Source organism: Actinomyces glycerinitolerans (genome assembly GCF_900098745.1).
Classification (GTDB): Bacteria; Actinomycetota; Actinomycetes; order Actinomycetales; family Actinomycetaceae; genus Actinomyces; species Actinomyces glycerinitolerans.
Window position 1 is genome coordinate 283,276 of sequence record NZ_FQTT01000011.1, and the last position, 25,357, is coordinate 308,632.

20 protein-coding genes and 1 CRISPR repeat array are annotated in these 25,357 nt (G+C 69.2%); of the genes, 3 read left to right on the forward strand and 17 right to left on the reverse strand.

All coding sequences use genetic code 11. From position 1 onward, the window contains the following. Positions 1–75 precede the first annotated feature (75 nt). The 7 genes from ACGLYG10_RS09800 to ACGLYG10_RS09830 form a co-directional block, all read right to left on the reverse strand. Positions 76–2,172: a PTS fructose transporter subunit IIABC gene (locus ACGLYG10_RS09800; protein ID WP_073331110.1), complete on the reverse strand. Its 2,097-nt coding sequence runs from the start codon at positions 2,170–2,172 to the stop codon at positions 76–78. Between the two features lie 50 nt (positions 2,173–2,222). After that, the gene (locus ACGLYG10_RS09805; protein WP_073331113.1) at positions 2,223–3,254 is read right to left on the reverse strand and encodes a 1-phosphofructokinase family hexose kinase; all 1,032 of its coding nucleotides are present in this window, start codon (positions 3,252–3,254) and stop codon (positions 2,223–2,225) included. Beyond that, on the reverse strand, positions 3,251–4,021 hold the full coding sequence (locus ACGLYG10_RS09810) for a DeoR/GlpR family DNA-binding transcription regulator (RefSeq protein ID WP_073331116.1): 771 nt from the start codon (positions 4,019–4,021) through the stop codon (positions 3,251–3,253). Before ACGLYG10_RS09810 ends, ACGLYG10_RS09805 begins: the two co-directional genes overlap by 4 nt. A gap of 108 nt (positions 4,022–4,129) precedes the next feature. Further along, positions 4,130–4,501 (reverse strand): sterol carrier family protein, encoded by a 372-nt coding sequence (locus tag ACGLYG10_RS09815; protein ID WP_108968904.1) that lies wholly within the window; start codon positions 4,499–4,501, stop codon positions 4,130–4,132. Then, on the reverse strand, positions 4,498–6,921 hold the full coding sequence (locus ACGLYG10_RS16865; protein ID WP_280173612.1) for a bifunctional metallophosphatase/5'-nucleotidase: 2,424 nt from the start codon (positions 6,919–6,921) through the stop codon (positions 4,498–4,500). The genes ACGLYG10_RS09815 and ACGLYG10_RS16865 overlap by 4 nt, the downstream gene beginning before the upstream one ends. A 339-nt stretch (positions 6,922–7,260) precedes the next feature. Further along, a complete protein-coding gene (gene gdhA, locus ACGLYG10_RS09825) occupies positions 7,261–8,598 on the reverse strand; it encodes an NADP-specific glutamate dehydrogenase (protein WP_073331127.1) in 1,338 nt (445 codons plus the stop codon). A gap of 220 nt (positions 8,599–8,818) precedes the next feature. Further along, positions 8,819–9,256, reverse strand: a complete 438-nt coding sequence (locus ACGLYG10_RS09830) for a cupin domain-containing protein (RefSeq protein WP_073331129.1) — start codon at positions 9,254–9,256, stop codon at positions 8,819–8,821. A 218-nt stretch (positions 9,257–9,474) separates the two neighbouring features. On the opposite strand from ACGLYG10_RS09830, the gene ACGLYG10_RS16390 reads away from it, so the two are divergent. After that, positions 9,475–10,026 (forward strand): hypothetical protein, encoded by a 552-nt coding sequence (locus ACGLYG10_RS16390; RefSeq protein WP_211483012.1) that lies wholly within the window; start codon positions 9,475–9,477, stop codon positions 10,024–10,026. Between the two features lie 60 nt (positions 10,027–10,086). Here ACGLYG10_RS16390 and ACGLYG10_RS09840 read toward each other — a convergent pair whose 3' ends face one another. The 6 genes from ACGLYG10_RS09840 to ACGLYG10_RS09865 all read right to left on the reverse strand — a co-directional run bounded on the left by ACGLYG10_RS09840 (position 10,087) and on the right by ACGLYG10_RS09865 (position 15,407). After that, positions 10,087–10,512 (reverse strand): type II toxin-antitoxin system VapC family toxin, encoded by a 426-nt coding sequence (locus tag ACGLYG10_RS09840; protein WP_073331135.1) that lies wholly within the window; start codon positions 10,510–10,512, stop codon positions 10,087–10,089. Then, positions 10,509–10,748 (reverse strand): AbrB/MazE/SpoVT family DNA-binding domain-containing protein, encoded by a 240-nt coding sequence (locus ACGLYG10_RS09845; protein WP_073331139.1) that lies wholly within the window; start codon positions 10,746–10,748, stop codon positions 10,509–10,511. The genes ACGLYG10_RS09840 and ACGLYG10_RS09845 overlap by 4 nt, the downstream gene beginning before the upstream one ends. Before the next feature lie 91 nt (positions 10,749–10,839). Next, the gene (locus ACGLYG10_RS09850) at positions 10,840–12,210 is read right to left on the reverse strand and encodes a GntP family transporter (RefSeq protein ID WP_073331142.1); all 1,371 of its coding nucleotides are present in this window, start codon (positions 12,208–12,210) and stop codon (positions 10,840–10,842) included. Between the two features lie 10 nt (positions 12,211–12,220). Further along, on the reverse strand, positions 12,221–13,108 hold the full coding sequence (locus tag ACGLYG10_RS09855; RefSeq protein WP_073331145.1) for an NAD(P)-dependent oxidoreductase: 888 nt from the start codon (positions 13,106–13,108) through the stop codon (positions 12,221–12,223). A gap of 92 nt (positions 13,109–13,200) precedes the next feature. Further along, entirely contained in the window at positions 13,201–14,619 is a 1,419-nt protein-coding gene (locus ACGLYG10_RS09860; RefSeq protein ID WP_073331148.1) for a four-carbon acid sugar kinase family protein, read from the reverse strand. Positions 14,620–14,714: 95 nt separating this feature from the next. Continuing rightward, positions 14,715–15,407 (reverse strand): FadR/GntR family transcriptional regulator, encoded by a 693-nt coding sequence (locus ACGLYG10_RS09865; RefSeq protein WP_073331151.1) that lies wholly within the window; start codon positions 15,405–15,407, stop codon positions 14,715–14,717. A 275-nt stretch (positions 15,408–15,682) separates the two neighbouring features. Here ACGLYG10_RS09865 and ACGLYG10_RS09870 point away from each other — a divergent pair, with 275 nt between their 5' ends. Beyond that, a complete protein-coding gene (locus tag ACGLYG10_RS09870; RefSeq protein WP_073331154.1) occupies positions 15,683–16,102 on the forward strand; it encodes a type II toxin-antitoxin system VapC family toxin in 420 nt (139 codons plus the stop codon). A 204-nt stretch (positions 16,103–16,306) separates the two neighbouring features. Here ACGLYG10_RS09870 and ACGLYG10_RS09875 read toward each other — a convergent pair whose 3' ends face one another. The 4 genes from ACGLYG10_RS09875 to ACGLYG10_RS09890 form a co-directional block, all read right to left on the reverse strand. Next, positions 16,307–17,116 carry a class I SAM-dependent methyltransferase gene (locus ACGLYG10_RS09875; protein WP_073331157.1) on the reverse strand — a complete coding sequence of 270 codons (810 nt, stop codon included), beginning with the start codon at positions 17,114–17,116 and terminating at the stop codon, positions 16,307–16,309. Between the two features lie 52 nt (positions 17,117–17,168). Further along, a CRISPR array of direct repeats spans positions 17,169–18,306; the repeat unit is 37 nt; unit sequence GTCTTAATGCACCTTAAGGTGCGAGGTGCTTCCTGAC. Between the two features lie 512 nt (positions 18,307–18,818). Next, positions 18,819–21,200, reverse strand: coding sequence for a phosphoribosylformylglycinamidine synthase subunit PurL (gene purL / locus ACGLYG10_RS09880; RefSeq protein ID WP_073331160.1), 2,382 nt, complete (start codon positions 21,198–21,200; stop codon positions 18,819–18,821). A 1,364-nt stretch (positions 21,201–22,564) separates the two neighbouring features. Further along, complete coding sequence (locus ACGLYG10_RS09885; protein ID WP_244542647.1) at positions 22,565–22,852, reverse strand: 2'-5' RNA ligase family protein; 288 nt, start codon at positions 22,850–22,852, stop codon at positions 22,565–22,567. Between the two features lie 197 nt (positions 22,853–23,049). Continuing rightward, entirely contained in the window at positions 23,050–23,532 is a 483-nt protein-coding gene (locus ACGLYG10_RS09890) for a TM2 domain-containing protein (RefSeq protein WP_083565824.1), read from the reverse strand. A gap of 221 nt (positions 23,533–23,753) precedes the next feature. On the opposite strand from ACGLYG10_RS09890, the gene ACGLYG10_RS09895 reads away from it, so the two are divergent. Further along, positions 23,754–25,172, forward strand: a complete 1,419-nt coding sequence (locus tag ACGLYG10_RS09895) for a glycosyltransferase (RefSeq protein ID WP_073331163.1) — start codon at positions 23,754–23,756, stop codon at positions 25,170–25,172. Positions 25,173–25,357: the final 185 nt, after the last annotated feature.

Genomic DNA, 25,357 nt, shown 5'->3' on the forward strand with positions numbered 1-25,357 from the left:
TCACACGGCGTCCGGGCCCGAGTGGCAATCCCACCCGGGCCCGGACGCTTCGGACCGACTCAGTCGACGGTCGGATCAGGCGGCAACCGCCTCGGCGGCGGCTTCAGCCAAGAGCTTGCGAGCCCGGGCCTGCTTGAGGACGAGCACGCCGATGGCGGTGACCAACATGCCCGCGATGATCGAGATGAAGAACCCGAGCAGGTTGTCGATCGCGAAGAACACGAAGATACCGCCGTGCGGAGCACGCGAACCCACGTGCAGCGCCATGGACAGGGCGCCGGTCACGGCGCCGCCCACCATGGACGGCGGGATGATGCGCAGCGGGTCGGCGGCGGCGAAGGGGATGGCGCCCTCGGAGATGAAGGAGGCGCCCAGCAGCCAGGCGGCCCGCCCGTTGTCCCGCTCGACGTCGGTGAACAGGCCCGGGCGCACCGTGGTGGCCAGCGCGAGGGCCAGCGGCGGCACCATGCCGGCCGCCATAACCGCGGCCATGATCTCGTAGGAGGCGGTGGTCGCCGCGGACAGGCCGGCGGTGGCGAACAGGTAGGCGGCCTTGTTGACCGGACCGCCCAGGTCGAAGCACATCATCAGGCCCAGGATGATGCCCAGGAAGATGGCGGAGCCGGAGTCTGCCATGGAGGTCAGCGAGTCGCTCATCCAGGTCATGAAGGAGGCCAGCGGGTTGCCGAGGACCATGTACATCAGGGAACCGACCACCAGTGTGGTGGACAGCGGGATGATGACCACCGGCATGAGGCTGCGCAGCCACCGGGGCACGTCCAGCCCCGCGAGCCAGGAGGCCATGTAGCCGGCGAGCAGCCCGCCGATCAGACCGCCGATGAAGCCGGCACCGATGGCCACCGACAGCGCGCCCATGGCGAAGCCGGGGGCGATGCCGGGGCGTCCGGCCAGGCCGAAGGCGGTGTACCCGGCCAGGGCCGGCACCAGGAAGTTCATGGCCGCGGTGCCCAGGAGGGCGAAGACCGCACCGATGTAGGCCATCAGCGGGGAACCGCCCAGGGCGTGCGGGGCCGCGTAGGCCGGGTTACTCAGATCCGGCAGGTTCCAAAGGCTGGAGGCCGCGAGCCCCTCATCCGCGTTGCCGATGACGATGGTCTGGGCGGTGGAGCCGATGTCGTAGCCGCCGAACAGGAAGCCCAGGGCGGTGAGCAGACCGCCCGCGGCCACGAAGGGAATCATGTAGGACACGCCGGTCATCACCGAGCGCTGCAGGCGCCGCGCCCAGTGCACGTGCTCCTCCTCGCCCTCGGCCTCGCCGCCGCCGGCTCCCGCCGCCACCCGCTTGGCGCCGGGATCGTCGATGGCGGCCAGGGCCTGGTCCACCAGGGAGCCGGCGTCGTTGACAGCGGCCTTGACCCCGACGTCGATCACGGGCTTTCCGGCGAAGCGCTCCAGGCCCTTGACCGGCAGGTCGTGGGCGAAGATGACGGCGTCGGCCGCCTCCACCAGGTCGGCGTCGAGCCAGTCGATCTTGCCGGAGCCCTGCCCCTCGATGCGCACGGTCACGCCGCGCTCCTTGCCGGCCTGTTCGAGCGCCTCGGCGGCCATGAAGGTGTGGGCGATGCCGGTGGGGCAGGAGGAGACGCCGACGATGACGCGGCCGGTGTCGGCGGGAGCCGCGGCGGGCGCAGCGGCATCCTCCTGAGCGGGGGCGGCGCCGTCGCCGAGCAGCTCGGGCTGGACCTGCTCGGTGACCAGTCGGGCGACGTCCTCGGGGGTGGCCGCGGCGCGCAGGGCGCCGGTGAACTCCGACTTCATCAGCCCGCGGGCGAGCTTGGCCAGCAGCTGCAGGTGGAAGTCGTCCGCACCGGCGGGGGCGGCGATCATGAACACGAGGTCGGCGCCCTGCCCGTCGGCGGCACCGAAGTCGACCGGCTGGTTCAGGCGGGCGAAGCCGAGCGAGGGGGCGAGCACGTGCGGGCTGCGGCAGTGCGGGATGGCGATGCCGCCGGGGATGCCGGTGGGCGCGGTGGCCTCGCGGGCCAGGGCGTCGGCGGCGAGCCCCTCGGTGGTGTCGGCGCGGCCGGCGGCGGCGACGACGTCTGCCAGGTAGTTGATGACCGCCTGCTTGTCGGTGCCGGCGGACGCGTCCAGGCGGACGAGTTCGGGCACGATCAGCGGCGTGTTCGCTGCGTTGGTGGGTTGGGACATGGTGTTTTCCTTGTGGTCTCCTGGTTAGTGGTGGTGTGGTTGCGGGCTGGTCAGAGCTCGGTGATTTCGGCGGCCTGCGTGGACAGGTCGGCGGGTCCGGGCAGGGTGGTACCGGGCAGGCCTGCGGCGGCGGAGCCGTAGGCCATGGCGGTGGCCAGACACTCGGGGGCGGCGGCGCCGTGCACGTCGGCCAGGATGTAGCCGGCGACGGAGGAGTCTCCGGCACCGACGGTGGAGATGACGGGGACGGCGGGCGCGGTGGCCCGCCAGGCGCCGGAGGCGGTGGCCAGGACGGCACCGGCGCCGCCGAGGGTGGCCAGCACCGCGCCCACGCCGCGGTCCACCAGGACGCGGGCGGCCTGGGCGACGGGGGCGTAGTCACCGGCGAGCGCACCCTCTTCCAGGGCGGTGGCGCGCTCGGGGGGCAGGCCCGCGAGCTGGCCGAGCTCCTCCCCGTTGGGTTTGATCAGGTCGGGGGCGGCCTCGGGCAGGGCGGCGGCCAGGGCGGCCAGGGGCGCGTCGGAGGTGTCGACCGCGATGCGCAGCCCGGGGGCTGCCCGACGCAGCAGACCGACCAGGCGCGCGTACCAGTCGGTGGGGGCGCCGGGCGGCAACGAACCGGACAGGATGGCCCAGCTGTGGACGCCGGCCGGGCTGTCCCGATCGACGCCGGCGGTGTTGTCGGCCGCACCCGCCGCCACGGCTCGACTCAGGGCCGCCTCCACGGCGGCGACCTCGGCGTCCGTCAGAGTGGCACCGGGCTCGTTGAGTTTGGTGGTGGTGCCGTCAGGCTCGGTGACTGCGGTGTTGATGCGCACGGCCCCGGCCACATCCACGGGGATTGTGCTCAGGCCGGGCGCGTCCAGCGCCTTGACCGCGGTCACCAGCGGGTCGTGCTCGGGCGCGGGCAGGACGGCGGTTACGGCCTCGCCGGAGCGGGCCAGCACGCGGGCGACATTGAGTCCCTTGCCGCCAGGCTCGGTGGTGACCGACTGCAGCCGGTTGACGCCACCGCGCACGAGCGGACCGGCGAGCGTGACCGTGCGGTCCAGTGAGGGGTTGGGGGTGAGTGTGATGATCATGCGATGAGGACCTCGGTTCCGGTGTCGGCGAGTTGGGCGGCCAGTGGCGTGGGGAGGGCGGCGTCGGTGACCAGCAGGTCGACGTCGTCGATGTCGGCGAAGGAGACCAGGTGCTCCTGGCCGATCTTGGTGGCGTCGGCCAGGGCGACGACGCGGCGGGCGGCGCGGACCATGGCGCGCTTTACGGCGGCCTCATCCGGGTCGGGTGTGGACAGCCCATGCTCGGCGGTCAGGCCGTTGGTGCCCATGACGGCCACGTTCACGCGCATGGCGGCGAGCGTTTCCAGGGCCTCGGGGCCGACGGCGGCCTGGGTGATGCCGCGGACCTGACCGCCGAGCATGCGCACGGTCAGGTCACTGCGGCCGGCCAGCAGGGCGGCGGTGAGTACGGAGTCGGTTACCACCGTCAGTCCCAGGCCCTCGGGCAGGAGCCGGGCGAGGCAGCCGACGGTGGTGCCGGCGTCGAGCAGGATGGTGGCACCGGGGCGCAGCTCCAGGGCACCGACGGCGGCCGCGGCGATGGCCTGCTTGGCGGTGGCGCCCAGCAGTTCGCGTTCGGCGACGGCGGTCTCCGGGAGGGCCAGCACGGTGGCGGGGACGGCGCCGCCGTGGACCTTGCGCACGGCGCCGGCGCGGTCCAGGGCCGTCAGGTCGCGGCGGATGGTTTCGACGGTGACGCCGTAGCGGGTGGCCAGGTCGGCGACGGCGACGCGACCCTCGTGGGCCACGGCATCAACGATGTCCTGCTGGCGCTGTTCGGCGTTCACTGCGTACCTCCACCCTGAAGTCCGTTCGGGCATAAGCATATGCCCGAACGGACGTTCTTGTGAAGGGGTTATGCGAACTTCGGGGAACTTTCTTGTCCGACCGGGCGTTCAGGCGCGCAGCAGCGGCAGGTAGGCGGACAGGTCGCAGCGCTCACCGGAGGCGTGCAGGGCCCCGGAGTCCAGCGCCTCCCGCCAGCCCAGGCGGCCGGTGGCCAGGGCCAGCCAGGTGGCGGCGTCGGTCTCCACCACACTGGGCGGGGTCCCCCGGCGGTGCACGGTGCCGGAGACCGCCTGGGTGACGCCGAAGGGCGGCACCCGCACCTCCACGGCATGCCCGGGGGCGCAGGCCGCCAGCTCCTCCAGGGTGTATCGCACGGCGGCGGCCGTATCGGCGCGTTGGGGCCGGGCGCCGGCATCGGTTGCGGTCGCCCACTGCCGCACGGCGTGGGCGCCCGCGGCGGGATCAATACGTCGTCTCACGCCTCCGACGGTACGGCATGGCGCCACCCGCGCAGGCCCCGGCGGATCACGCGGTAGCAGGCCAGCCCCGAGGCGGCGACCACGGCCACCGACATCACGCTGAAGGAACCCAGGAAGTCCGCCACCTCGAAGCCGGCCAGCGAGTCGTCGGCGGGGGCGACGATCACCTGATCGGCCGCCTCCGGGACGCCGGCATCGGCCTGAGCGGCGGCCGCACCGACCGGCACCAGGGCCTGCAGATCAATGCTGCGGGTGGAGCCGTCGCGGGCCACCAGGGTGAAGGAGACGACGGCGCAGGCCGCATTGGCGCTGACGCCGGCAGCACTGCCGGCGTCAGCCGGGCAGGTAGTGGTGGCGACGTCGGCGGGCAGGGCGATCTTCAGCGTGCTGGCGCCGGTCTCCGGCAGTTCGGGGGTGATGGTCGCGTCAATGGCGGCACTGGTCAGATGCTGGGTGCCGCCGTCGGCCAGGGCCACCGTGGCGGTGACCTCCGCGGCGGCGCCGGGGGCGGCCTGTTCGGAGGCGGCGGTGAAGCTCAGCCCGGTGAAACGGACCGTAGCGCTGCCGTCGGCGGCGTCAACGTCCAGGTCGACGCCGATCTGCCGCTTGGCCAGGTCGGCGGAGGTGGCGCCGCCGGCCTGGAGGTACTCGGCGGTGACGGCGCGGTCCAGAATGCCGGTGCTGGAGACCTCGCCCCCGCGCAGGACGGTGAAGCCGTCGCCGCCCGACAGCATGAAGGAGTTGGAGGCCACCACCACGCTGGCATCGTCGTCGAGCTCGACACCGTCGACGTAGACCGAGCGGATGACACGGGCGCGAGCGGCGTCGATGGCGGACTCGAGCTCGGCAGCGCTCTGCGCACCGTTGGAGATTCGGCTCCAGTACTCCTCGAGCTCGTCGGCGGCGTCCTGGTCGATATAGACCTGCACGTTGGCGGAGACGCCGAGCATGAGCGCCGGCCGGGAGGTGTCGGGCTGCCACTGCTGGGCGAGCACGTCCTTGAGTTGGGCGCCGGTATAGGCGGCGTACCCCATCTCGTTGCCGAAGGGCTGGACGGTGTAGGCCTCCCCCTCGGTCAGATCGCCTAACAGGTAGTCGGCGCGCACGCCGCCGGGGTTCATCAGCCCCACATAGTGGTCGCCTTCGGGGCGAATATCGGTGGTCAGCCAGGCGCGGTAGGAGTCGGCGATTAGGTTGGCTGCGGTGGACTCGGTGGAGCGGTTGGCACCGGGGTCGGAGCCGGTGTTGGTGCCACGGTAGAAGCCGGTGCCCAGGCTGGTCAGCACGCGGGCGCCGGCGGCGCGGGACTCGCGGGCGGCCTGGTCGACGATGGCCTGGACGCCATAGGCGTCGGTGGCGCAGTTCGAGGCGGCCAGGTCGATGTTGGCGGCCTGCACCACGCCCACGGCACCGGTGGCGGGGTCGAAGGACAGGGTGATGTCGCCCAGTAGTTCCCCGTACTGGCCCGACTGGACCACCGCGATGCGGTTGCCGTCCTTGCCGGTGACGGTGGTGGCGTGGGCGACGTGGGTGTGCCCGCCGAAGACGGCGTCGACAGAACCGTTGAACTGGGTGGCGTAGACCGCGGCGTCCTCGTGGGCCAGGACGACGACGACGTCGGCCTCCCCATTGTCCGGATCGCCGTCCTTCAGGGCGGCGGCGCGGGCGTTGGCGGTGTGTACGAGGTCGGCGACCTCGAGTCCCTCGAGGGCCGGGCCTGCCACCAGGCTGGGCAGGGAGTCGGTGACCAGGCCGATGAAGCCGACGGTCACGCCGTCCACCTGCGTCGTCCACACGCCGTCGCCGTCCCCCTCGGCGCGCAGGGCGTCGTTGCCGGTGACATTGGCGGCCAGCACGGGGGCGTCGAAGGCGCCCAGCAGACGGGCGGAGAGGTCGGTGGCGCCGTTGTCGAATTCGTGGTTGCCGGCGGCGGTGACGTCCAGGCCGATGGCGTTGAGGATGTCGATGGTGGGCTGGTCGTCCAGCACCGATGAGATATAGGCCGAGCCGCCCACGTTGTCGCCGGTGGAGACCAGCAGGGTGCCCGGCGTGGCGGAGCGGGCGGCGGCGACCTCACAGGCCAGGGTGACGGCGCCGGGCTCGGAGACCAGCTGCGCGCCCTCGCTGTCGGTGGACACCCGCTCGATGTGGCCGCCGAAGTCGCTGATACCCAGCAGGTTGATCGTGACGGTCGCAGCGTCCGCACCGGCAGGGGCGGCAGCGGCAGCCGCCCGCTCGTCGGCGACACTCGCGCCGGGGCTCGCGCTCAGCATGCCGCCTACCGGGGCGGCCACTACCACCGGGCCGCCGATGGCGGAGCCGGTAACCGCGGTCGGCGCAGCCACTGCGCCGGGATCAAGGGCAGCGAGGCAAAGGGCCGTCAGGGGGACGACCAGCCGGCCCAGGTGTCGCGATCTCATGGTGGTCCTCGTAGTGATCATCAGTAGGTCGAACGATTGACATCACCATAAGTGTCAGGACACCTATGGGCCAGGGCACATACCAATTAGTAATCATGACAATTTGATGATGCTAGGCAGGCCTCCACCTATGAACCCGGATTGCCGCCACCGCGCCCCCTACTTTCCGGCTCCATACCGCGCATACGACACGACGGCGCCCGGCCGCTTGGGAAGCGACCGGGCGCCGTCGTCGGGCAGCAAGTCCCGGAGCACGTGACCGCGAGGTAACCGCACCCGCGCTACGCATCGGCCGATCGGCTAGGCCGATTGGCTACCCCCGTCTTTCGGATCATCGGATCAGACGATGCCGTGGGCGATCATGACGTCGGCCACGCGGGTGAAGCCGGCGGCGTTGGCGCCCAGGACGTAGTCCCCGGGGCGACCGTAGGTCTCGGCGGCCTCGACGCAGGAGTCGTGGATGTCGGCCATGATGCCGGTGAGCTTGGCCTCCGCGGTGGCGAAGTCCCAGCGGGTGCGGCCGGCGTTCTGCTCCATCTCCAGGGCGGAGGTGGCCACGCCACCGGCGTTGGAGGCCTTGCCGGGGGCGTAGAGGATGCCGGCCGCCTGGAAGGCCTCGATGGCCTCCGGGGTGGAGGGCATGTTCGCGCCCTCGGCGACGACGGCGCAGCCGTTGCGCAGCAGGGTGGCGGCGTTGTCGGCGTCGAGCTCGTTCTGGGTGGCGCAGGGCAGGGCGACGTCGACCGGGACGTCCCAGGGGCGGCCCTCGGTGACCAGGCGGGCACCGGGGCGCCGGGAGACGTAGTCGGCGACGCGGCCGCGCTCGACCTCCTTGACCTGCTTGAGCAGCTCCAGGTCCACGCCGGCCTCGTCCACGACGTAGCCGGAGGAGTCGGAGAAGGTGATGGGCTTGGCGCCCAGCTGCTGCGCCTTCTCGATGGCGTAGATGGCGACGTTTCCGGCGCCGGAGACGGCGACCGTCTTGCCCTCCAGGGAGTCGCCCTTGGTGGCCAGCATGGACTGGGCGAACAGGACCGTGCCGTAGCCGGTGGCCTCGGTGCGCACCAGGGAGCCGCCCCAGGCCAGGCCCTTGCCGGTCAGAACGCCGGCGTCATAGCTGTTGCGCAGGCGCTTGTACTGACCGAAGAGGTAGCCGATCTCACGGCCACCCACGCCGATGTCACCGGCGGGCACGTCCACGCTCGGGCCGATGTGGCGGGACAGCTCGGTCATGAAGGACTGGCAGAACCGCATGACCTCGGCGTCGGACTTGCCGTGCGGGTCGAAGTCGGAGCCGCCCTTGCCGCCGCCGATGCCCTGGCCGGTGAGCGCGTTCTTGAAGATCTGCTCGAAGCCGAGGAACTTGATGATGCCGGCGTTGACGCTCGGGTGGAAGCGCAGGCCCCCCTTGTAGGGACCGAGCGCCGAGTTGAACTCGATGCGGAAACCGCGGTTGACGTGGACCTCACCGGCGTCGTCGACCCACGGCACCCGGAACATGATCTGCCGCTCCGGCTCCACAATGCGCTCCAGCAGCGCATTCTCGGCGTAGTGGGGGTGCTTGGCGATTACCGGGCCGAGCGACTCCAGCACCTCGCGGACGGCCTGGTGGAACTCGGCCTCCCCGCGGTTGCGAGCCACAACCTGCTCATAAACCTTCTCAACGACGTCCTGCATGGGGAACTCCTTCACCTGTCACCTGGCAGCGGCGCGTGCCGATTTCCCATCAGCGTCGCGTGACTGCGATTACGGCGCAGGAGCACGTCTTTGAGCAGGCGGGCATCCCGCGCTGGGCTAAACACTCCCACCTCGCCGGTAACTGAGACGAAACATCTCATGTTTCGACCGTAGGCTGCGGAGAGGGAGGGAGCGGCGACCGCGAACGCGGGGGCGCCACTCACAGAGCAGCGTAAGCGACGTCGTCGACGGGCTCGAGCCACTCGTTGGAGGTGTTCTCCCCGGGAACCGCGAGCGCGATGTGGGAGAACCAGGAGTCGGCCTTGGCACCGTGCCAGTGCTTGACGCCGGCGCGGATGAACACCACCGATCCGGGCTCGAGGGAGACGGGCTCCTCGCCCTCCGCCTGGTACCAGCCGGAGCCGGCGGTGCAGATGAGCACCTGGCCGCCGCCGGAAGTGGCGTGGTGGATGTGCCAGTTGTTGCGGCAGCCGGGCGAGAAGGTGACGTTGTGGACGCCGACGGCGCACTCGGGGTCGTCGACGAGGTTGTTCAGGTAGCTGTCGCCGATGAAGTACTGGGCGAAGGCGGTGTTCAGCTCGCCCTTGCCGAAGACGTTCTCGGCGGCGAAGACGGATTCGTCGGTGGTGGCGGTCATGGTGGTTCCTCTCCCGCGGCCTGGACGGCCGCGCAGCCTCAGGCTAGGAGCGCCGCCCGGCCGCAGCCAGGCACCGACCGGACCCCCATGCGCCGTCCCGCCGCACTCTGGGAGCACGCCGAGGTCGGCAGAAGTCTCGCGCCGAGGCCGGTCGAGGCGGCGGCAGCATTCGGTCCGTCTACGCCGCCTCCAGCACCGCCAACTGGCATGATCCAGGTATGAGCGCCACTGACTCTTCCGGGTCCGCCCCCTCTGACTCCAGGCCCTCCTCGTCCAGCCGCGGCCGCGCCGATAGCAAGCGGTGGAGCGCTCCGCCGGTTGATTCGATCCTGCTGCAAGCACCGACCCGACTTCCACGACGTCGCCGGACCGAGTGGTGGACGGTCGCCGCATGGTCCCTCGCGCTGCTACTGCAGATAGCCCTACGCCTTGACGAGGAGTTCTCCGACAGTTCTGACCGGGTGAGCCAAATGACGGAGGCATATTCGAACTCGACCATCCTCCTGTGCATCCTCGGCCTCATCTCCTGCCTAGTCCTCCTGAGCACGGAATCACTGCGCGCCGCCATTTGGGGAACGATCTTGGCCGCCGTCACGCTCACCGCCTCGCTAGTTACCTGGACGATCCTGTATGGATTGTGGCCGATTGAATACGTCTGGTGGACGCGCGGATGGGTTGTCAATTTCGTGTTCGGCATCGTCCTCGTCCGCGCCATCCGCGACCTCGCCGCAAACATCAATGAAAGCTTCGGTCACCGGTACGAGGTGTAATCACGCCCGCCGACCGCAGTCGACGCACCGCCGTCGACGCAGAGGCCACCACCTGGCGCGCTATCCGGCCGTGACTGCCTCGACGGCGACTCCGACCGCTTCATATGTCCCCCTCGCGCGCGCGTCCCGTGTGGCGAGCACCGCGCCATTCTCCAACGCCGCGAGAGCGACCAGACCGTCGTAGACGGCACCGCCGGCGATTCCAAGGCCGGCCAATCGCCGGTGTGCCGTGATCGCCGAATTCGCAGAAAGGGCGAGTACCTCTGGGAAACGGTCGTCGATAAGCGCAACCGCGTCTTCGGCGGACACGCGCGCGTCTCCGGGGAGCCGCGTCAGCACCGCATAGGTCTCCGCCAGGGCGTGCCCGCTGAGACTCAGCCGCCTCCCCCTCGCCCAGTCACGCACCGGGCGATGTGCCTCATGGGAGGCGACCAGCAGAGGAATGGCAACACTCGTATCGACGGCTAGGCGCGGCGCGGCGTTCACCTTCTGCCACCATCGATCAGTGCGAACATCACGTCATCGGTGACTGGGGTCTGCGAAGTGGCGACCAGGTGCCCATCCTCACCACGCTCCACTCGGGCAGTACGCCCACCCGGGGTCAGCTGCACGCCGCCTCCATAGGGGGACACATCCACCTTCGTTCCCGGCAGCAATCCAAGCGACTCCCGCAGGCTCTTCGGCAGGAGGATGCGTCCGCCCGAATCGATCGTCAACTCCATGGGATGAGATTACCATCGTAGTCCCATTTCGCTGAGGGTCGCTCGCACGGACGCGGCAGGGCCGGGACCGGGCCCAGGAGGGGCGCCGGAGTCAGGCGATCAGCCAGACGACGCCGGTGAGCAGGAAGCCGGTGAGTCCGCCGACGGTCGACAGCAGGGTCCACTTCTTCAGCCCGTCCTTGACGGACAGGCCCATGTACTTGGTGACGATCCAGAAGCCGGAGTCGTTGATGTGGGAGAAGCCCAGGGCGCCGAAGCCGATCGCCATCTGAATCAGCACCACCTGCAGGGCCGAGTAGCCGCCGCTGGCAATCGCGTCCGCCAGCAGCCCTGCCGTGGTCAGGATCGCCACCGTCGCCGAGCCCTGCGAGGCCCGCAGCGCTGCCGAAATGACGAAGGCGGTCAAGAGGATCGGCAGGTGCGCGGTCACCAGGGCCTGCGCCAGCGCATCGCCGATACCGCTGGCCACCAACACGCCGGCGAACACTCCCCCGGCGCCGGTGACGAACACAATGGTGGCCACATCGGGCAGTGCGGAGTCGAGGATCTTGCCGCGCTGCTCCAAGGACCACCCCTGCTGCTGGCCGACGATGAAGTAGGCCAGCAGCACGGCGGTCAGCAGCGCCGTCGTCGAAGAGCCGATGAATCCGAGCACCGCGTGGGCGGAGGACTCCTCATCCACCAGCATCTGCCCGACGGTGCCCACCATGATCTGCACAATCGGCTCGAGAATCAGGAAGACGACCGTTCCGGGGCCGGTGGCGTGCGCCCGGGGCACCGCGCCGCCGGGCGTATAGGTGGACTCGGCGGCCTCCGTGGCGCTGCCGAGCGGCGTCGGGCCGACCGGAACCGCCTCCAGGCCCAGTCGCGTGGAGGCGAAGTAGACCACGACCGCCACCAACGCGCACACGGGCAGGGCCAGCAGCATCAGCAAACCGACGTCAACCTCGAGCGTGGCCGCCGAGGCTACCGGCCCCGGATGAGGCGGGATGACCACGTGCAGGGCGAGCATCGTCGCCGCCACCGGCAGGCCGATCTTGAGCGGGTTGATCTTCGCAATGTAGGCGAAGCCGAAGACGATCGGCGCCAGGATGATGAAGCCGACGTCAAAGAAGATCGGGATGCCGAGGATGAAGGCGGCCGCGACGACGGCCGCGACCACGCGCTCACGCCCCAGCATCCGAGTGAAGCGCTCGGCCAGGACCTCCGCGCCGCCGGCGGCCTCAATGACCCGGCCCAGCATCGCCCCCAGGCCGACGACCATGGCCACGGACCCTAGGGTCTTGCCCATGCCGTCGATCATCGTCTGGACTACGTCCCCGATCGGGATGCGCGCGGCCAGCGCGAGCACCATGGACACCAGGATCATGGCCACGAAGGCACTCATTTTGGCCTTGATGACCAACACCAGCAGAACGGCTATCGCCGCTACCGCCAGTAGCAGCAGGACGGTGGTGGACATGGTCCCGCCCTCAGTCCTGCTCGGGCGCGATCACGGTGATGACCGTGGAGTCGTCCTGCGCTCCCAGGCCGCGCCGCGCCCCCTGCAGGTACAGCTGCTCGGCGGCGGCCGCCACCGGCGTCGACAGCCCGACCGACTTGGCGGCGGCCGTAACGATGCCCATGTCCTTGACGAAGATGTCGAGCCGGGAACGCACCTCGGGCCCGTCATCGTCGTAGGCCTGCAGCATGCGCGGCCCACGGTCGCCGAGCATGAAGGACTCCGCCGCGCCGGCCATGAGCGCCTTCAGCGCGGCCTCCACATCCAGGCCGAGGGCCTGGGCCAGCGCCAGTGCCTCACCGGCGGCGGCGATGTGCACGCCGCACAGCAGCTGGTTCACGGTCTTCATGGACTGGCCGTAGCCGGGTTCGTCGCCCACGCGCACCAGGGTGGAGGACATCGCCTCGAGCACATCCTCGGTCGCCGCCCAGGCCTCGTCATCGGCGCCGACGACGACGAGCAGGTCACCGTCTCCGGCGCGTACCGGTCCGCCGGAAACGGGGGCGTCCACCAGCAGCAGGCCCATGTCCCGCAGCCGACCGGCGACGGCCTCCACGCCGGCCCCGCCCACCGTGGAGGTGAGCAGGACCGCGGCGCCGGGGCGCATGGCGGCGGCGATGCCGTCCTGGCCGAACAGCAGTTCCTCCAGCTGCGCCTGGTTGCGGACGGCGACCAGTACGACGTCGGCGTCGGCTACGGCCTCGGCTGCCGAGGTCGCGGGCACGATCCCGGCCTGCTGGGCGAGGGCCAGTCGTTCGGCCGAGATGTCGAAGCCGCGGACGGTGAAAGTCTGGGAGAGGTTGGTGGCCATGGGCAGACCCATGGCGCCTAGTCCCAGGACGGCAACGGTGGTGGTCATGATGAGATCTCCTTTGATCGGTTGTGGGGCAACTGCCCCCGGGTGTTGATGGGAAATGGTGAGGTGTGCAGCGCCGCCGCCCGGCGAGGCGATCAGGCGTTGAGGGTGCTCACGACGGCGGTGAGTGAGCTCTCGTCGCCGACGTTTCCGGCGAACACGATGTAGGGGACGCCCGCGGCAGGGCCGTCCTGCGGCTCCCACAGGGAGACGATGCCGGGCAGCATGGGACCGCGGACCAGTGCCCGACGCATGCCCAGGCCGCGGGAGGCGACGTCGGAGGAGGTGATGCCGCCCTTGGCGATGACGAAGCGGGGGCAGCGGGCGGCGACAATGCGCTGGGCGATTTCGACGACGGCGGCCGAGACGCGGCGGGCGAATTCGAGGGACTCCTCCGCGTCTCGTCCGGCCACGAAGGCGCCGCCGCGGCGGACCACCACGTTGCCCTCGCGCAGCGCGGCGGCGGCCTGTTCGGCGACCTGTTCGACGTGGGCGTCGCGCCGGTCCGGGTCGAGCACGGTGGGGACGTCGATGACGACTTCGGGCGTGCCGGTGGCCTCGCGCAATGCGTCGACCTGGCGCCCGGTCAGGCCCACGTGCGAGCCCACCACGATCAGGCCTCCGGCGGCGTCGGAGGCGGGGGCGAAGTCGGCCGGGCGGGCCTGCTCGGGGGTGAGCGGCGCATGCGGCACCTGCCCGATGCGTGCCCGGACGAAGGGCGGGCCGACGCGGTAGACGAAGTTCGCGCCGGCCGCCTCCGCCCGCTGGAGGGCGCGGGCGAGCAGCAGCAGGTCGTTCTCCTCCACGCAGTCGACGGCGATCGGCGTGCGGTTGTGCACGGAGGTGAGCCGGTCGACGACGGCGTCCTCATCGGTGCGTAGCATCTCCAGGTCGATGACGACGACGTCCTGCGCCCGGGTGACGCCGGCGGTCTTCTCCTCGACCCACTCGGGCAGGTAGGAGGCCCGGTAGCCGAAGGTCTTGTCGGCGGCGAACTCGGTGTCTCCGACGGACACGAAACCGGTCTGCGCATTGCCCGCGTAGTGCGTGCCGTGCACGGTGATGCGTCCGGCGTCGGGGAAGGCCGGGGACAGGATGACGCCGTCCACCTTGGTGCCGGCGTCTTCTAGCAGGTTGGCGATGGTGTCGGGCTCCAGCGGGAAGTGGCCGCGCAGTGTGGAGTCGGAGCGGGACACGAAGGCGATCTCCCTGCCGACGGAGTTGGCTGCAGCCAGGGCATTAGTGACGACCTCGGTGTTGACGCGGGCGGCCTCGGCTGGGTCGAGGCTGCGCGAGTTTGTCATTACGTAAACGGCGCTGGCGCCGGTGGCGAGGGCCCATTCCAGGTCCTCGACCGCCCACCCGGTTACCACCGGCAGGTCGGCGACCGACTGGGTGCCGGTGGGGTCGTCGTCGAGGACGACCAGGGCCCGAGTCAGGGCGGCGGATACTTGTGCCGGGTCCACGGCCGGGCCGGCGGGGATGCCGGCGGTGAGCTCGTCCAGCGTCTTCATGAGTGCACTCCTTTGTGACTGATGTTTTCGGATATGAGGTTGTCGGCGTCGTCCGGATTGCCGGCCTCAGGCCGCGCGCCGGCACGGCGGAGCGGTCAGGTGGTGTATTCCAGAAGGTCGTTGGTGGTCTGATCCATGTGGGCGCGCATGGCCGCCTTGGCGGCGTCGGGCGAGCCGAGGCGCAGGGCCAGGAGGATGCGCTCGTGCTGGGCGATGGCGTGGGCGCGCACCTCGTGGTGGGCGGAGGTGACCCGCCGCGCAGTCATCAGCTCCTGCCGCAGGGGTGCGAAGGTGGCGTGAATGAAGAGGTTTCCGGTGGCCTCGATGATGTGGTCGTGGAAGGCGAGGTCCGCGGCGGTGGCGGCCTCGACGTCGTCGGCGGCGTCCGCGGCCTTGAGGGCAGCGATAGTGGACTCCATCGCGGTCAGCCGCTCGGGGGTGATGCGGGCGGCGGCGATGCCGGCGCTGCCGACCTCGATCATGCGCCGCACCTCGAGCAGGGCCAGGCCGATCTCGCGCTCCGAGCCTTCGTGGCGGGCGAGGGCGACCAGGCTGGCCAGGTCCTGCCAGTCGGCGGGATCGTTGACGTATGTACCCGATCCCTGGCGGGCCGAGAGGACGCCCCGTGTGATCAGGACCCGCACCGCCTCGCGGGCGGTGAGCCGGGAGACGGACAAGACGGCGGCGAGCGCCTCCTCCCCCGGCAGAGCCGAGCCCACGGCATAGGTGCCGTCCACGACGCGGCGCAGCAGCTCGGCGACTGCGGTGTCGATGCGCGACGGGGCCATGCAAACTCAACTCCTCTGAGGACTTGAGCACGAGCGTACGCTTCCGGGCGCCGGCTCGCAAGGGCAGTTACGGCTTGAATCGACAAATCACCCCGCCTGGCGAGGGGCGAGCGAGCCACACACGCGCCACAATCCTCAGAGGACTAGCGCAGCATCCGCGCGTCCCGGACATGGGCCGAGGCCCCCACGCCTTGGCCGTCCCACCCGGGCGGTCCGGCATACACGAGCGCGGAGGCGGACGCCCTGCTCGCCGAGCAGCGCAGGGACCACTGACCATGCCCGGTCAAGTGGTTTATCTCGATTCGTCGGTGGCCCTGCGCACGATCCTGGATGTGCCCGAGCGGAAACGGGTGCAGGCCTGGATGCAATCACCGGGGATGACGCTCGTCTCCTCGCGCCTGCTGCGCACGGAGGTAATCCGCGTCCTGCGAAGAGAGAACCGACCGCTACGCGACGGGCTTCCGCTGCTCGACCGCGCGGGTCTGATCGACATCACGCGCCAGGTGCACACCGTGGCCGAATCCATTGAGAGGCACGTCAAGACCCTGGATGCCCTGCATCTGGCGACCGCTCTTGTTCTGGGTGAAACGAGTGCCGTCGCCACTCACGACGCCACAATGAAGACCGTTGCCGAGAATCTCGGGCTGAGCGTGATCGACCCGGTCGAATATCCGTCCTCCCCGAATTCGGCGTGACCAGCACATCACCCGCCAGCCCACGAGCACCCGCCAAGACAAAGAGCCGTCATAGAGGATGTCGAGTCCGCGCAGGCCCCGTTGGCGCCGGCGAGGAGACTCATTGAGTCGGGGGCATGGCAGTGGTAGCTAGCGGAGAATCTGGTGGCTCCGCTTCGGCGCGCTGCCCGCAGCCGAAACCGGGGACAACGCATCCTGCGCGCCTCAACGGACGAAATCGGCCACAACCTCGTATAGGGAGCGGTGCTCACGCAGGTCCTCCAGCGCCTGCATGACGGGGGCGGGCAGATCGGCGTCCTCGGGCAGATAGGACAGCAACCCGTAATCCGCCCTTACCGTTCCCACCGCCCGGGACCAGCGCAGCGGGGCCAGCGGATCCTCAACCCGGTAGGGCATGGGTGCGTCGGCGACGCCCGCGTCACGTACAGCCTGCTCGCTCGCCGCGACCAGATCGGGCGATTCAGCGTCATAAACGATTCCGCCACCGGGGAAGCTGTGCGCCAGCTCGTCGACCAGCCGCCGCACGTCCTCCTCCGCGAAGAAGTAGACCACGCCGGAGGCGACGGCGACCATTCCGGCGTCGGCGTCGATGTCTGCCATCCAGTCGGTGTCCGTCAGGGAGGCGGACAGTTCCCTCTCACGTGGGTGAGGTGGTAGCCACTCACGCCGCAGGCTCACGACTTCCGGCAGGTCCAGGCAGTAGACGCGCGCCGCGGGGTCGTCCAAATCGTCTACGAGTCGGTCCATTCCGCAGCCCAGGTCGACGACGGCGGCGCCGGGGTGGTCCCGAAGGTACCTGCGCACCTCTTTTACCGCAGCCCGATGCCGCAGGGCGTAGATGGCTGCGGGGACGTCACCCAGGTCCGCTGCCGCTAGTTCGGGCATGCGCCCTGTCATTCTTTGGGCGAGGTCCTGGGCCCAGGCGTCCTGAAAGCAGTGCGGCCACAGGCGTGCCGCACGCGCTCTACCGAGCAGTGGAGTGAACAGGGTCCGCTGAACCGCCTGACTAAGCAGGCACTAACCATAGTGCCGATCCGAGGCCGACGGTCCCCACACGCCCCGCCCGCGCCTAATGCACCTTGAGGTGCGAGGTGCTTCCTGACGGTTCGCTCACTCCACCCCGGAAGGGAGTCCCCTATGACGTCTTAATGCACCTTAAGGTGCGAGGTGCTTCCTGACGCGCAATGAGCCTGAGACGGTCAAGCAGGGCAATCAGTCTTAATGCACCTTAAGGTGCGAGGTGCTTCCTGACCGGCCAAGAGTGGGCCGACCTGCTCCATGAGTTGACGTCTTAATGCACCTTAAGGTGCGAGGTGCTTCCTGACGCGCAATGAGCCTGAGGCGGTCAAGCAGGGCAATCAGTCTTAATGCACCTTAAGGTGCGAGGTGCTTCCTGACCTCAAGGAGGAGTCGTGAGCATCAGGGAGGACCGGCGTCTTAATTCACCTTAAGGTGCGAGGTGCTTCCTGACTCAACCCGGTCAGGGCGTACTGATCGTCCTGCTGATGTCTTAATGCACCTTAAGGTGCGAGGTGCTTCCTGACACTTCCTGTCCTACGACCACCCGTACATGACGGCACGTCTTAATGCACCTTGAGGTGCGAGGTGCTTCCTGACACGCGAGGAGATGCGGCGAACCTGCACCACCCGGGCGTCTTAATGCACCTTAAGGTGCGAGGTGCTTCCTGACCCTGGTTCGTGTATGACTGGAAACAGTCCGACCCGATCCGTCTTAATGCACCTTAAGGTGCGAGGTGCTTCCTGACGTGAATGTGGTGCGCGTGCCCTGCAAGATGACTCGGTCTTAATGCACCTTAAGGTGCGAGGTGCTTCCTGACTTGCCGCAGCCCTCCAAACCTCCCCCTACAGGGGGGTCTTAATGCACCTTAAGGTGCGAGGTGCTTCCTGACAGGAAATAGTATGCGTAGCACGTTTGGCGAGGTCGTCTTAATGCACCTTAAGGTGCGAGGTGCTTCCTGACGCGTCACTGTTCTCGAGGCAACGGGGAACGCCCTAACGTCTTAATGCACCTTAAGGTGCGAGGTGCTTCCTGACCATGTGTCGAACGTGGCGATGCGGAGCGGCGACGCTACGTCTTAATGCACCTTAAGGTGCGAGGTGCTTCCTGACCGTTCGACGCGGACATCAACTAACCCCGACTCATTAAGTCTTAATGCACCTTAAGGTGCGAGGTGCTTCCTGACCCCTACCCCTGGAAACCGCGCCATACCGCCACTTCCAGAGGCGAGATCGCCACCGACCCCGCAAGCACCCCACGAGACCGACTGGCACCAGGCCAAAACTACCACCTTTCGTTGAAAACACGCCAAGCGCCACCGACACCCCTCCAAACCCCTCCAGCCACCAACTTTCAACGAAGTCATGCGGAAAAGTCAGGGTCAAAACGCACCAATCTTTGTACCGTAGACCGAATCGTGACCATCTGGCGAGTACCACACCAACCCCACACGTCCCAACAACCCCACACACCACACCCGCCACCGTTGCCCGACACCGCGAACACCCCGCCATGCACCACCTCGAGCACCCACACCACGCCGCGCGTCTACTACGCCGCTTCACCGTTAACAACGCCAGTTAACGGTCTGCTGAAGGCCTCCGAGCCATTCAGCAGACCCCTAAAAACCCCGAACAGGCGTAACAGACCGCGAACCGACGTTCTAAATGCCCTCCCTAGAACGCCCCCTGGGCGACCTCAATCGAACAGCGCCGGCAGGGTGGCGTCCACACCCGCCCGCAGCTCGTCCAGGTCCAGCACGAGCGGGCGGCCGGAGCCGCCGTCGGCGAGCAGGTCGGTGCCGGTGACGGCGAGCATGTCCCCGCCAGTGGTGCCCAGGCGCCCCCAGGTCACGCCCTCGGCCTCGGCGGCCGCCGCCACCGCGGGCAGGGCACCCTCCGGCACCGCCACCAGGGCGCGGGCGCCGGACTCGGACAGCAGAGCGGTGAAGTCGTCGACGTCGCCGGGCAGGGCGGCCAAGTCGATGGCCGCCCCCACACCGAAGCGCAAGCAGGCGTCGACCAAGCTCTGTGCCAGCCCGCCGGTGGACAGGTCGTGGGCGGCGCGCACCAGCCGGGAGCCGTCGGGCAGGTCCACCTCGCTCAAGGCCACCAGCACCCGCCCGAGGGCGGCCTCCGCCTCCAGGTCCACCTGCGGCGGCAGCCCGCCCAGGTGGTCGTGCACCACGCGAGTCCAGGCCGAACCGTCCAGCTCGTCGCGGGTCTCGCCCAGGGCGATGATGGCCAGGCCCTCCTCCTGCCAGCCCGAGGGGTTGGCGCGGCGCACGTCATCCATCACGCCGAGCACACCCACCACCGGGGTGGGGTTGATGGAGGAATCGGGCAGGCCCTTGACCTTGCCGTGGGAGTTGTACAGGGAGACGTTCCCGCCGGTGACGGGCACACCCAGCTCCCGGCAGGCGTCGGCCAGGCCGGTGATCGCCTCCACCAGCTGCCACATCGCATCGGGGTCCTCCGGGGAGCCGAAGTTGAGGCAGTCGGTGACGGCCAGCGGGCGGGCACCCACGGTGCACACGTTGCGGTACGACTCAGCGAGCGCCTGGGCGGCGCCGGTGGCCGGATCGAGCTTGGTGAAACGGCCGTTGGCGTCGGTGGCGATCGCAACCCCGCGGCCGGTGGCCTCATCCACGCGAATGACACCGGCGTCGTCGGGCTGGGCCAGGGCGGTGGCGCCGCGCACGAAGCGGTCGTACTGGTCGGTGACCCAGGCCGCGGAGGCCTGGTTGGGGCTGGTGACGACGGCACGCACCTGCTCCGCCAGCTCGGCGACCGTCTCGGGCCGGGCCAGTGCGTCGGAGGTGTCGGCGTTCAGGGCGTCCTGCCAGGCCGGGCGGGCGTAGGGGCGGTCGTAGGCGGGCCCCTCGTGGGCGACCGTGCGCGGGTCGACGTCCACGATCCGCTCCCCGAAGTGGTCGATGGTGAGCCGACCGGAGCCATTGACCTCGCCGATCACGGAGGCCTCGACGTCCCACTTGTCGATCACCGCCATGAAGTCGTCGAGCTTGTCCGGGGCGACGACCGCCATCATGCGCTCCTGGGACTCGCTCATGAGGATCTCCCCGGCCGTGAGGGTGGGGTCGCGCAGCAGCACGTTCTCCAGGTCAACGTGCATACCGCCGTCGCCATTGGAGGCCAGCTCGCTGGTGGCGCAGGAGATGCCGGCGGCGCCGAGGTCCTGAATGCCGAGCACCAGGTCGGAGGCGAACAGGTCCAGGCAGCACTCGATCAGGACCTTCTCCATGAAGGGGTCGCCCACCTGCACGCTCGGCCGCTTGGCGGGCATGCCGTCCTCGAAGGACTCCGAGGCGAGGATGGAGGCACCGCCGATGCCGTCACCGCCGGTGCGGGCGCCGAACAGGACCACCTGGTTGCCCGCGCCGGAGGCGTTGGCCAGGTGGATGTCCTCGTGCCGCAGCACGCCCACGCACAGGGCGTTGACGAGCGGATTCTCCTGATAGGAGGGGTCGAACTCGGTTTCACCACCGATGTTGGGCAGGCCCAGGCAATTGCCGTAGCCGCCCACCCCGGCGACGACGCCGTGCACCACGCGGGCGGTGTCCGGGTGGTCGACGGCGCCGAAGCGCAGCTGGTCCATGACGGCCACGGGCCGGGCACCCATGGAGATGATGTCGCGCACGATCCCGCCGACGCCGGTGGCGGCCCCCTGGTAGGGCTCGACGAAGCTGGGGTGGTTGTGGGACTCGACCTTGTAGGTGACGGCCCAGCCGTCGCCGATGTCGACGACGCCGGCGTTCTCCCCCATACCCACCAACAGGTGCTCACGCATCTCGGGCGTGGTCTTCTCCCCGAACTGGCGCAGGTGGAGCTTGGAGGACTTGTAGGAGCAGTGTTCGGACCACATCACCGAGTACATGGCCAGCTCCGCGGCGGTGGGGCGACGGCCGAGGATGGTCTTGATGGAGTCGTATTCCTCGTCCTTGAGACCGAGTTCGCGGTAGGGCATCGCCTGGTCGGGGGTGGCCGCGGCGTGGGCGACGGTGTCGGGGTGGTCGGCGGGGCGGGCGGGTTCGGTCACGGCGTTGGGCTCGACGGCGGACATGGCTGCTCCTGGGTGGGCGGTGGAACCGGTTAGAGGTTACCCGGCGGGGCGGCCTCGCACCTATTCCCCCTCCGTGTCCGCCTCAACGTTGCGAGACCGCCCCAGGTCCCCTCGCCGAGATCGGTTGACATGACGGTCGAGATCGGTCGTTATGGTGGCTGGTCATCCGCCGTCCAGGTGGTGGTCGGCTGTGTGCCTGTGGGTCGGGTGGGCAAACGTAATGGGCTATTCCTGCTGCCGACGACTGGCGCCGTCGACGAGCTCGGGGACATCGTGAACACGCGTCGGCAGCATCGACACGTGATTTGGCGGTTTGCACGGTTTCTACCCGCGCAAACCGCCAAGATCTCCTGCACCCGAGCTGAACTCGTGTGTCTGGGAGCAACTCGCGCTCTAGGTCCTGTTGTGTAAGTACTTGGGTGGCGGTGTGTGGATGTTGAGCCTGTCAGTTGGACCGCTGTTCCCCGGTTGGACCCCTGTTCCCCCGTTGGACCGCCGTAGCCGCCGGTTACAGCGGTCCAACGGGGCGTGGGCGGTCCAACGGGGCGTGGGCGGTCCAACCGGGGCGGTACGAGACCCACTCGCCCCCTTCGACTGTCGGCAACCAGGCCCCCGACACCGCGGGAACGCCCTACGCGCCTGACTGCGCACAACGATCCTCGCTGAGCACACAACCGGCCCGCCCACAGGCACCCGCGTCGACAACCCGGCTCCGGGACGACGCTCCCAACAGCGCGAGCGTGCTCACGAAGGCGACTCCGCGTCCCCCACGGGCGCACGCAGCCCACTCAAACTAGGGCCCCGTAGCCACCAGACACGACCAACTCACCATCCGCCACCAGACCACCACCCACATCGCCAGCACCGACCCACCACCACAAACGACTTACACACCTAGAGCCCCGCGGCGGGACGGCCGCGCCAACGGTTATGGGGCGGATGGGGCTGACGCTTCGTACCCCGACCCGACGGTACGTACCTTCCGGTGGACGCTTCGTACCCTCCGGTGACAGTTCGTACCCCTGGGTGCCGAACCGTCGTCGCAGGTGCCGAAGCGTCGGTGCCAAGTGCCGAACCGTCGTCGCAGGTGCCGAACCGTCGTCGCAGGTGCCGAAGCGTCGCTGCCAAGTACCGAACCGCCGTGGAAGCACACGAACCGTCAACACGAGCACCCAAGGACGTCGTCGGACGAAACAGAGAGTCGGACTGGTAGCCAAAGGCAGGCTGCGCCCGGGCATGGCTGAATGCACGGACGAGGTCCCGGGCGGTAGCCCCATAGCACCGATGAGCGCTCCTGCCATACGTTCCCCAACGCGGTGCGCACGCGTCGCGATCTGGACTTCGACAGCGTCGGCTGCTCTGGCTCAAACCGCCCAGTAGTTGCTCATTGAGTCGAAGTGCAGTACGTGCAGACGTTCGGGGGTGAGCATGACGGGCGTGCCCGTGACCCGTGCGGTGAGCTCACCGAGCACGGCGCGCAGTGCGTCGGGCGCCAACGGCGTCGGCGCCTCCGGCCGGTAGTAGGCAACGGTGATGTGGGGCGTGAACGGCCCGGACGGGACGATCTCGTCGAACAGGGGGCGAGCCGAAAGCAGCTTGCGATGCTCGCCCTCATCCACCGCTCTGATCCCGACGACGACGCTCGTGTTCACCAGGTTGAAGACCGCCGTTCACCTGGTGCGGATGGGGCCGATCGTGCGCGCCCTCGCAACCAACTCCGCGGCCTTCACCGCGCCGCCAAAACCCTCCCGGACAGCCACACCGACCGGACCCGAAGGCGGTCACGACCGATCTACGCTCTCCGACAAGGGGTTGGTTATATCGACTGCAACGATGGCGACTTATGCCCCTACCGGAGGCTGCCGTCGTTGGAGACCAGGATCATGATGAACTCGACGAAGGCCCAGATGCCGTTACCAGCGGCGACGAGCCAGCCCAGCAGCATCAGCATCCCGGCGGTGGAAGCTGCGCCGTCCGACACATTGCCGTAGGCATCGACGTTAGTCCCCAGGACCACCCCGCCGATGATGAACAGCACAATCGCCGCGCCAACCAGGCACAGGTGAATGATGCCGTTGCGGGTCTGGCCCCGGTAGAAGTTGTGGATGCCCAGGGTCCCGAGGAAGAAGGCCAGCACCGCCGCGGCGACCTTCGACTTGGGCTCGACGTATCCGCCCTGCCCATAGGGGTCGCCGTATGCCGGCGCACCGTAACCGGGGGCCGCATAGGCCGGCTGCTGACTGTATGCCTGCTGGCCATAGGGATTGCTCGGCTGCCCACCGCCGTACGCAGGGGGCTGCGGCTGGCCGGGGTTATTGGGGCTCTGGCTCATGACTGTTTCCCTTCAGACGGGTTGGACTGGGCACGGGATGATCGCAGGTCGCACCGGTAACACAGCCATCCCGCGACATGCTCGTTACCCGGCTAGCCTCTCCCCCACACCTCCCGACGCGCAAGCCGGTTCGTACAACTGAGGGTGACGCAACACCTTGAAACGCACGGCGCGCCGTCGAAAGTGCTGCGCATCACACGGCTTTGGGGCAGTATCGGGACATGAGAACCATCGACGTCGCCCCGCTCCCACTGTCGGACCTCGAAAGCCACCTGGATGAGGTCGCCACCCGACGCCTGCGCGACGGCGTCGCCGCGGCCCGCAACCTCCTGGAGGGACGCACCGTCTGGACCATCACGCCCACGTCCGCCGCAGCGTCGGGGCCTGCGGAGATCGTCGCCCCACTGGTCGGATACGCGCTGGACATCGGCGTGGACGCCCGCTGGCTGGTGCTGGACGCGCCGCGCGAGTTCAACACGATCGCAGCCCGCCTGCACGCCGGCATTCACGGCGACCGCGGCGATGGCGGCAAGCTCGCGGAGAAGCAGCGCGACATCTACGAGCACGTGATCGCCTCCAACGCGGAGAACATCGTCGACGACATTCGCGACGGCGATGTGGTCATCCTGCACGACCCGCCCACGGCCGGCCTGGCCAAGGCGCTGAAGGCGGCCGGCGCCGCCGTCATCTGGCGCTGCCACCTGGGCGCTCAGGACACCGGCGACGCCGGCCAGCGCGCCTGGGCCTTCCTGGACCGCTACCTGGAGGAGGTGGACCTCGTCGTCGTCTCACGCCCCAACTACCGGCCGCCCTTCGTGGAGCCGGAGCGCTGCGTGGTGATTGCCCCCTCGATTAACCCCGACTCCCCCAAGAACCGAGTGCTGGACCTGGACGAGTCCTGGTCGGTGGCGAGGCTGGCGGGCGTGTTCGCCGGCGAGCCGCCCTTCGACGCGGTCGCCTTCGTGCACGAGGACGGGCGCCCCGACGCGCTTCGCGAGTTGCCCACGCTCGCCGGCGCGGGCCTGCCGGTGCCGCAGGGCGTGCGCGTGATCGCGCAGGTGTCCCGCTGGGACCGCCTCAAGGGCGCCAAGGAGCTGATCGACGCCTTCGCGGACAACGTGGCTACGCTGCCGGCCGACGCGCACCTGCTGCTGGTGGGGCCGGACCCGGACCCCGAGCGCGACGCCGAAGCCGCCGCGGTGCTGGGCGAGGTGCTGGACCGCTGGGACCTGCTGCCGGAGTCGGTGGCCTCGCGCGTGCACATCGCCGCCGTGCCCATGCACGACCGGGATGTCAACGCCATGGTGGTCAACGCCGTGCAGCGAGTGGCCGACGTGGTCACCCAGCGCTCCCTGGTGGAGGCCTTCGGGCTGCCGGTGGCGGAGGCCATGTGGAAGAAGGCGCCCGTGGTCGCCTCTGCGGTAGGCGGCATTCAGGACCAGATCGACGACGGCGTCGACGGCATGCTGGTGGATCCCGCCGACGGCGCCGCGTGGGCACAGGCCGTGGCCGACGTGCTGCGCTTCCCGGAGCGGGCACACGACATGGGGCTGGCAGCGCACGAGTCCGTGCGCCGGGAGTTCCTGCCCGACCGCCACCTGCTGGAATTGGTCGACGCCATCGCCGGCGCCCTGGAGTGAGCAGAACCACACCGGCGGCGGGGCCGTTCGCAAGACGACGGCGCCGCCGCCGACGTCTGCCCGCACCCCGCCCCACCGACGGTTATCCACAGAATTGATCCACAGGTTTGTGCACAGACCTGGTGATGCCGAGAATGCCGCCGCTTGGCCTGTGGGCGACCGTCGGAACACCCGCCCCGAGGGCG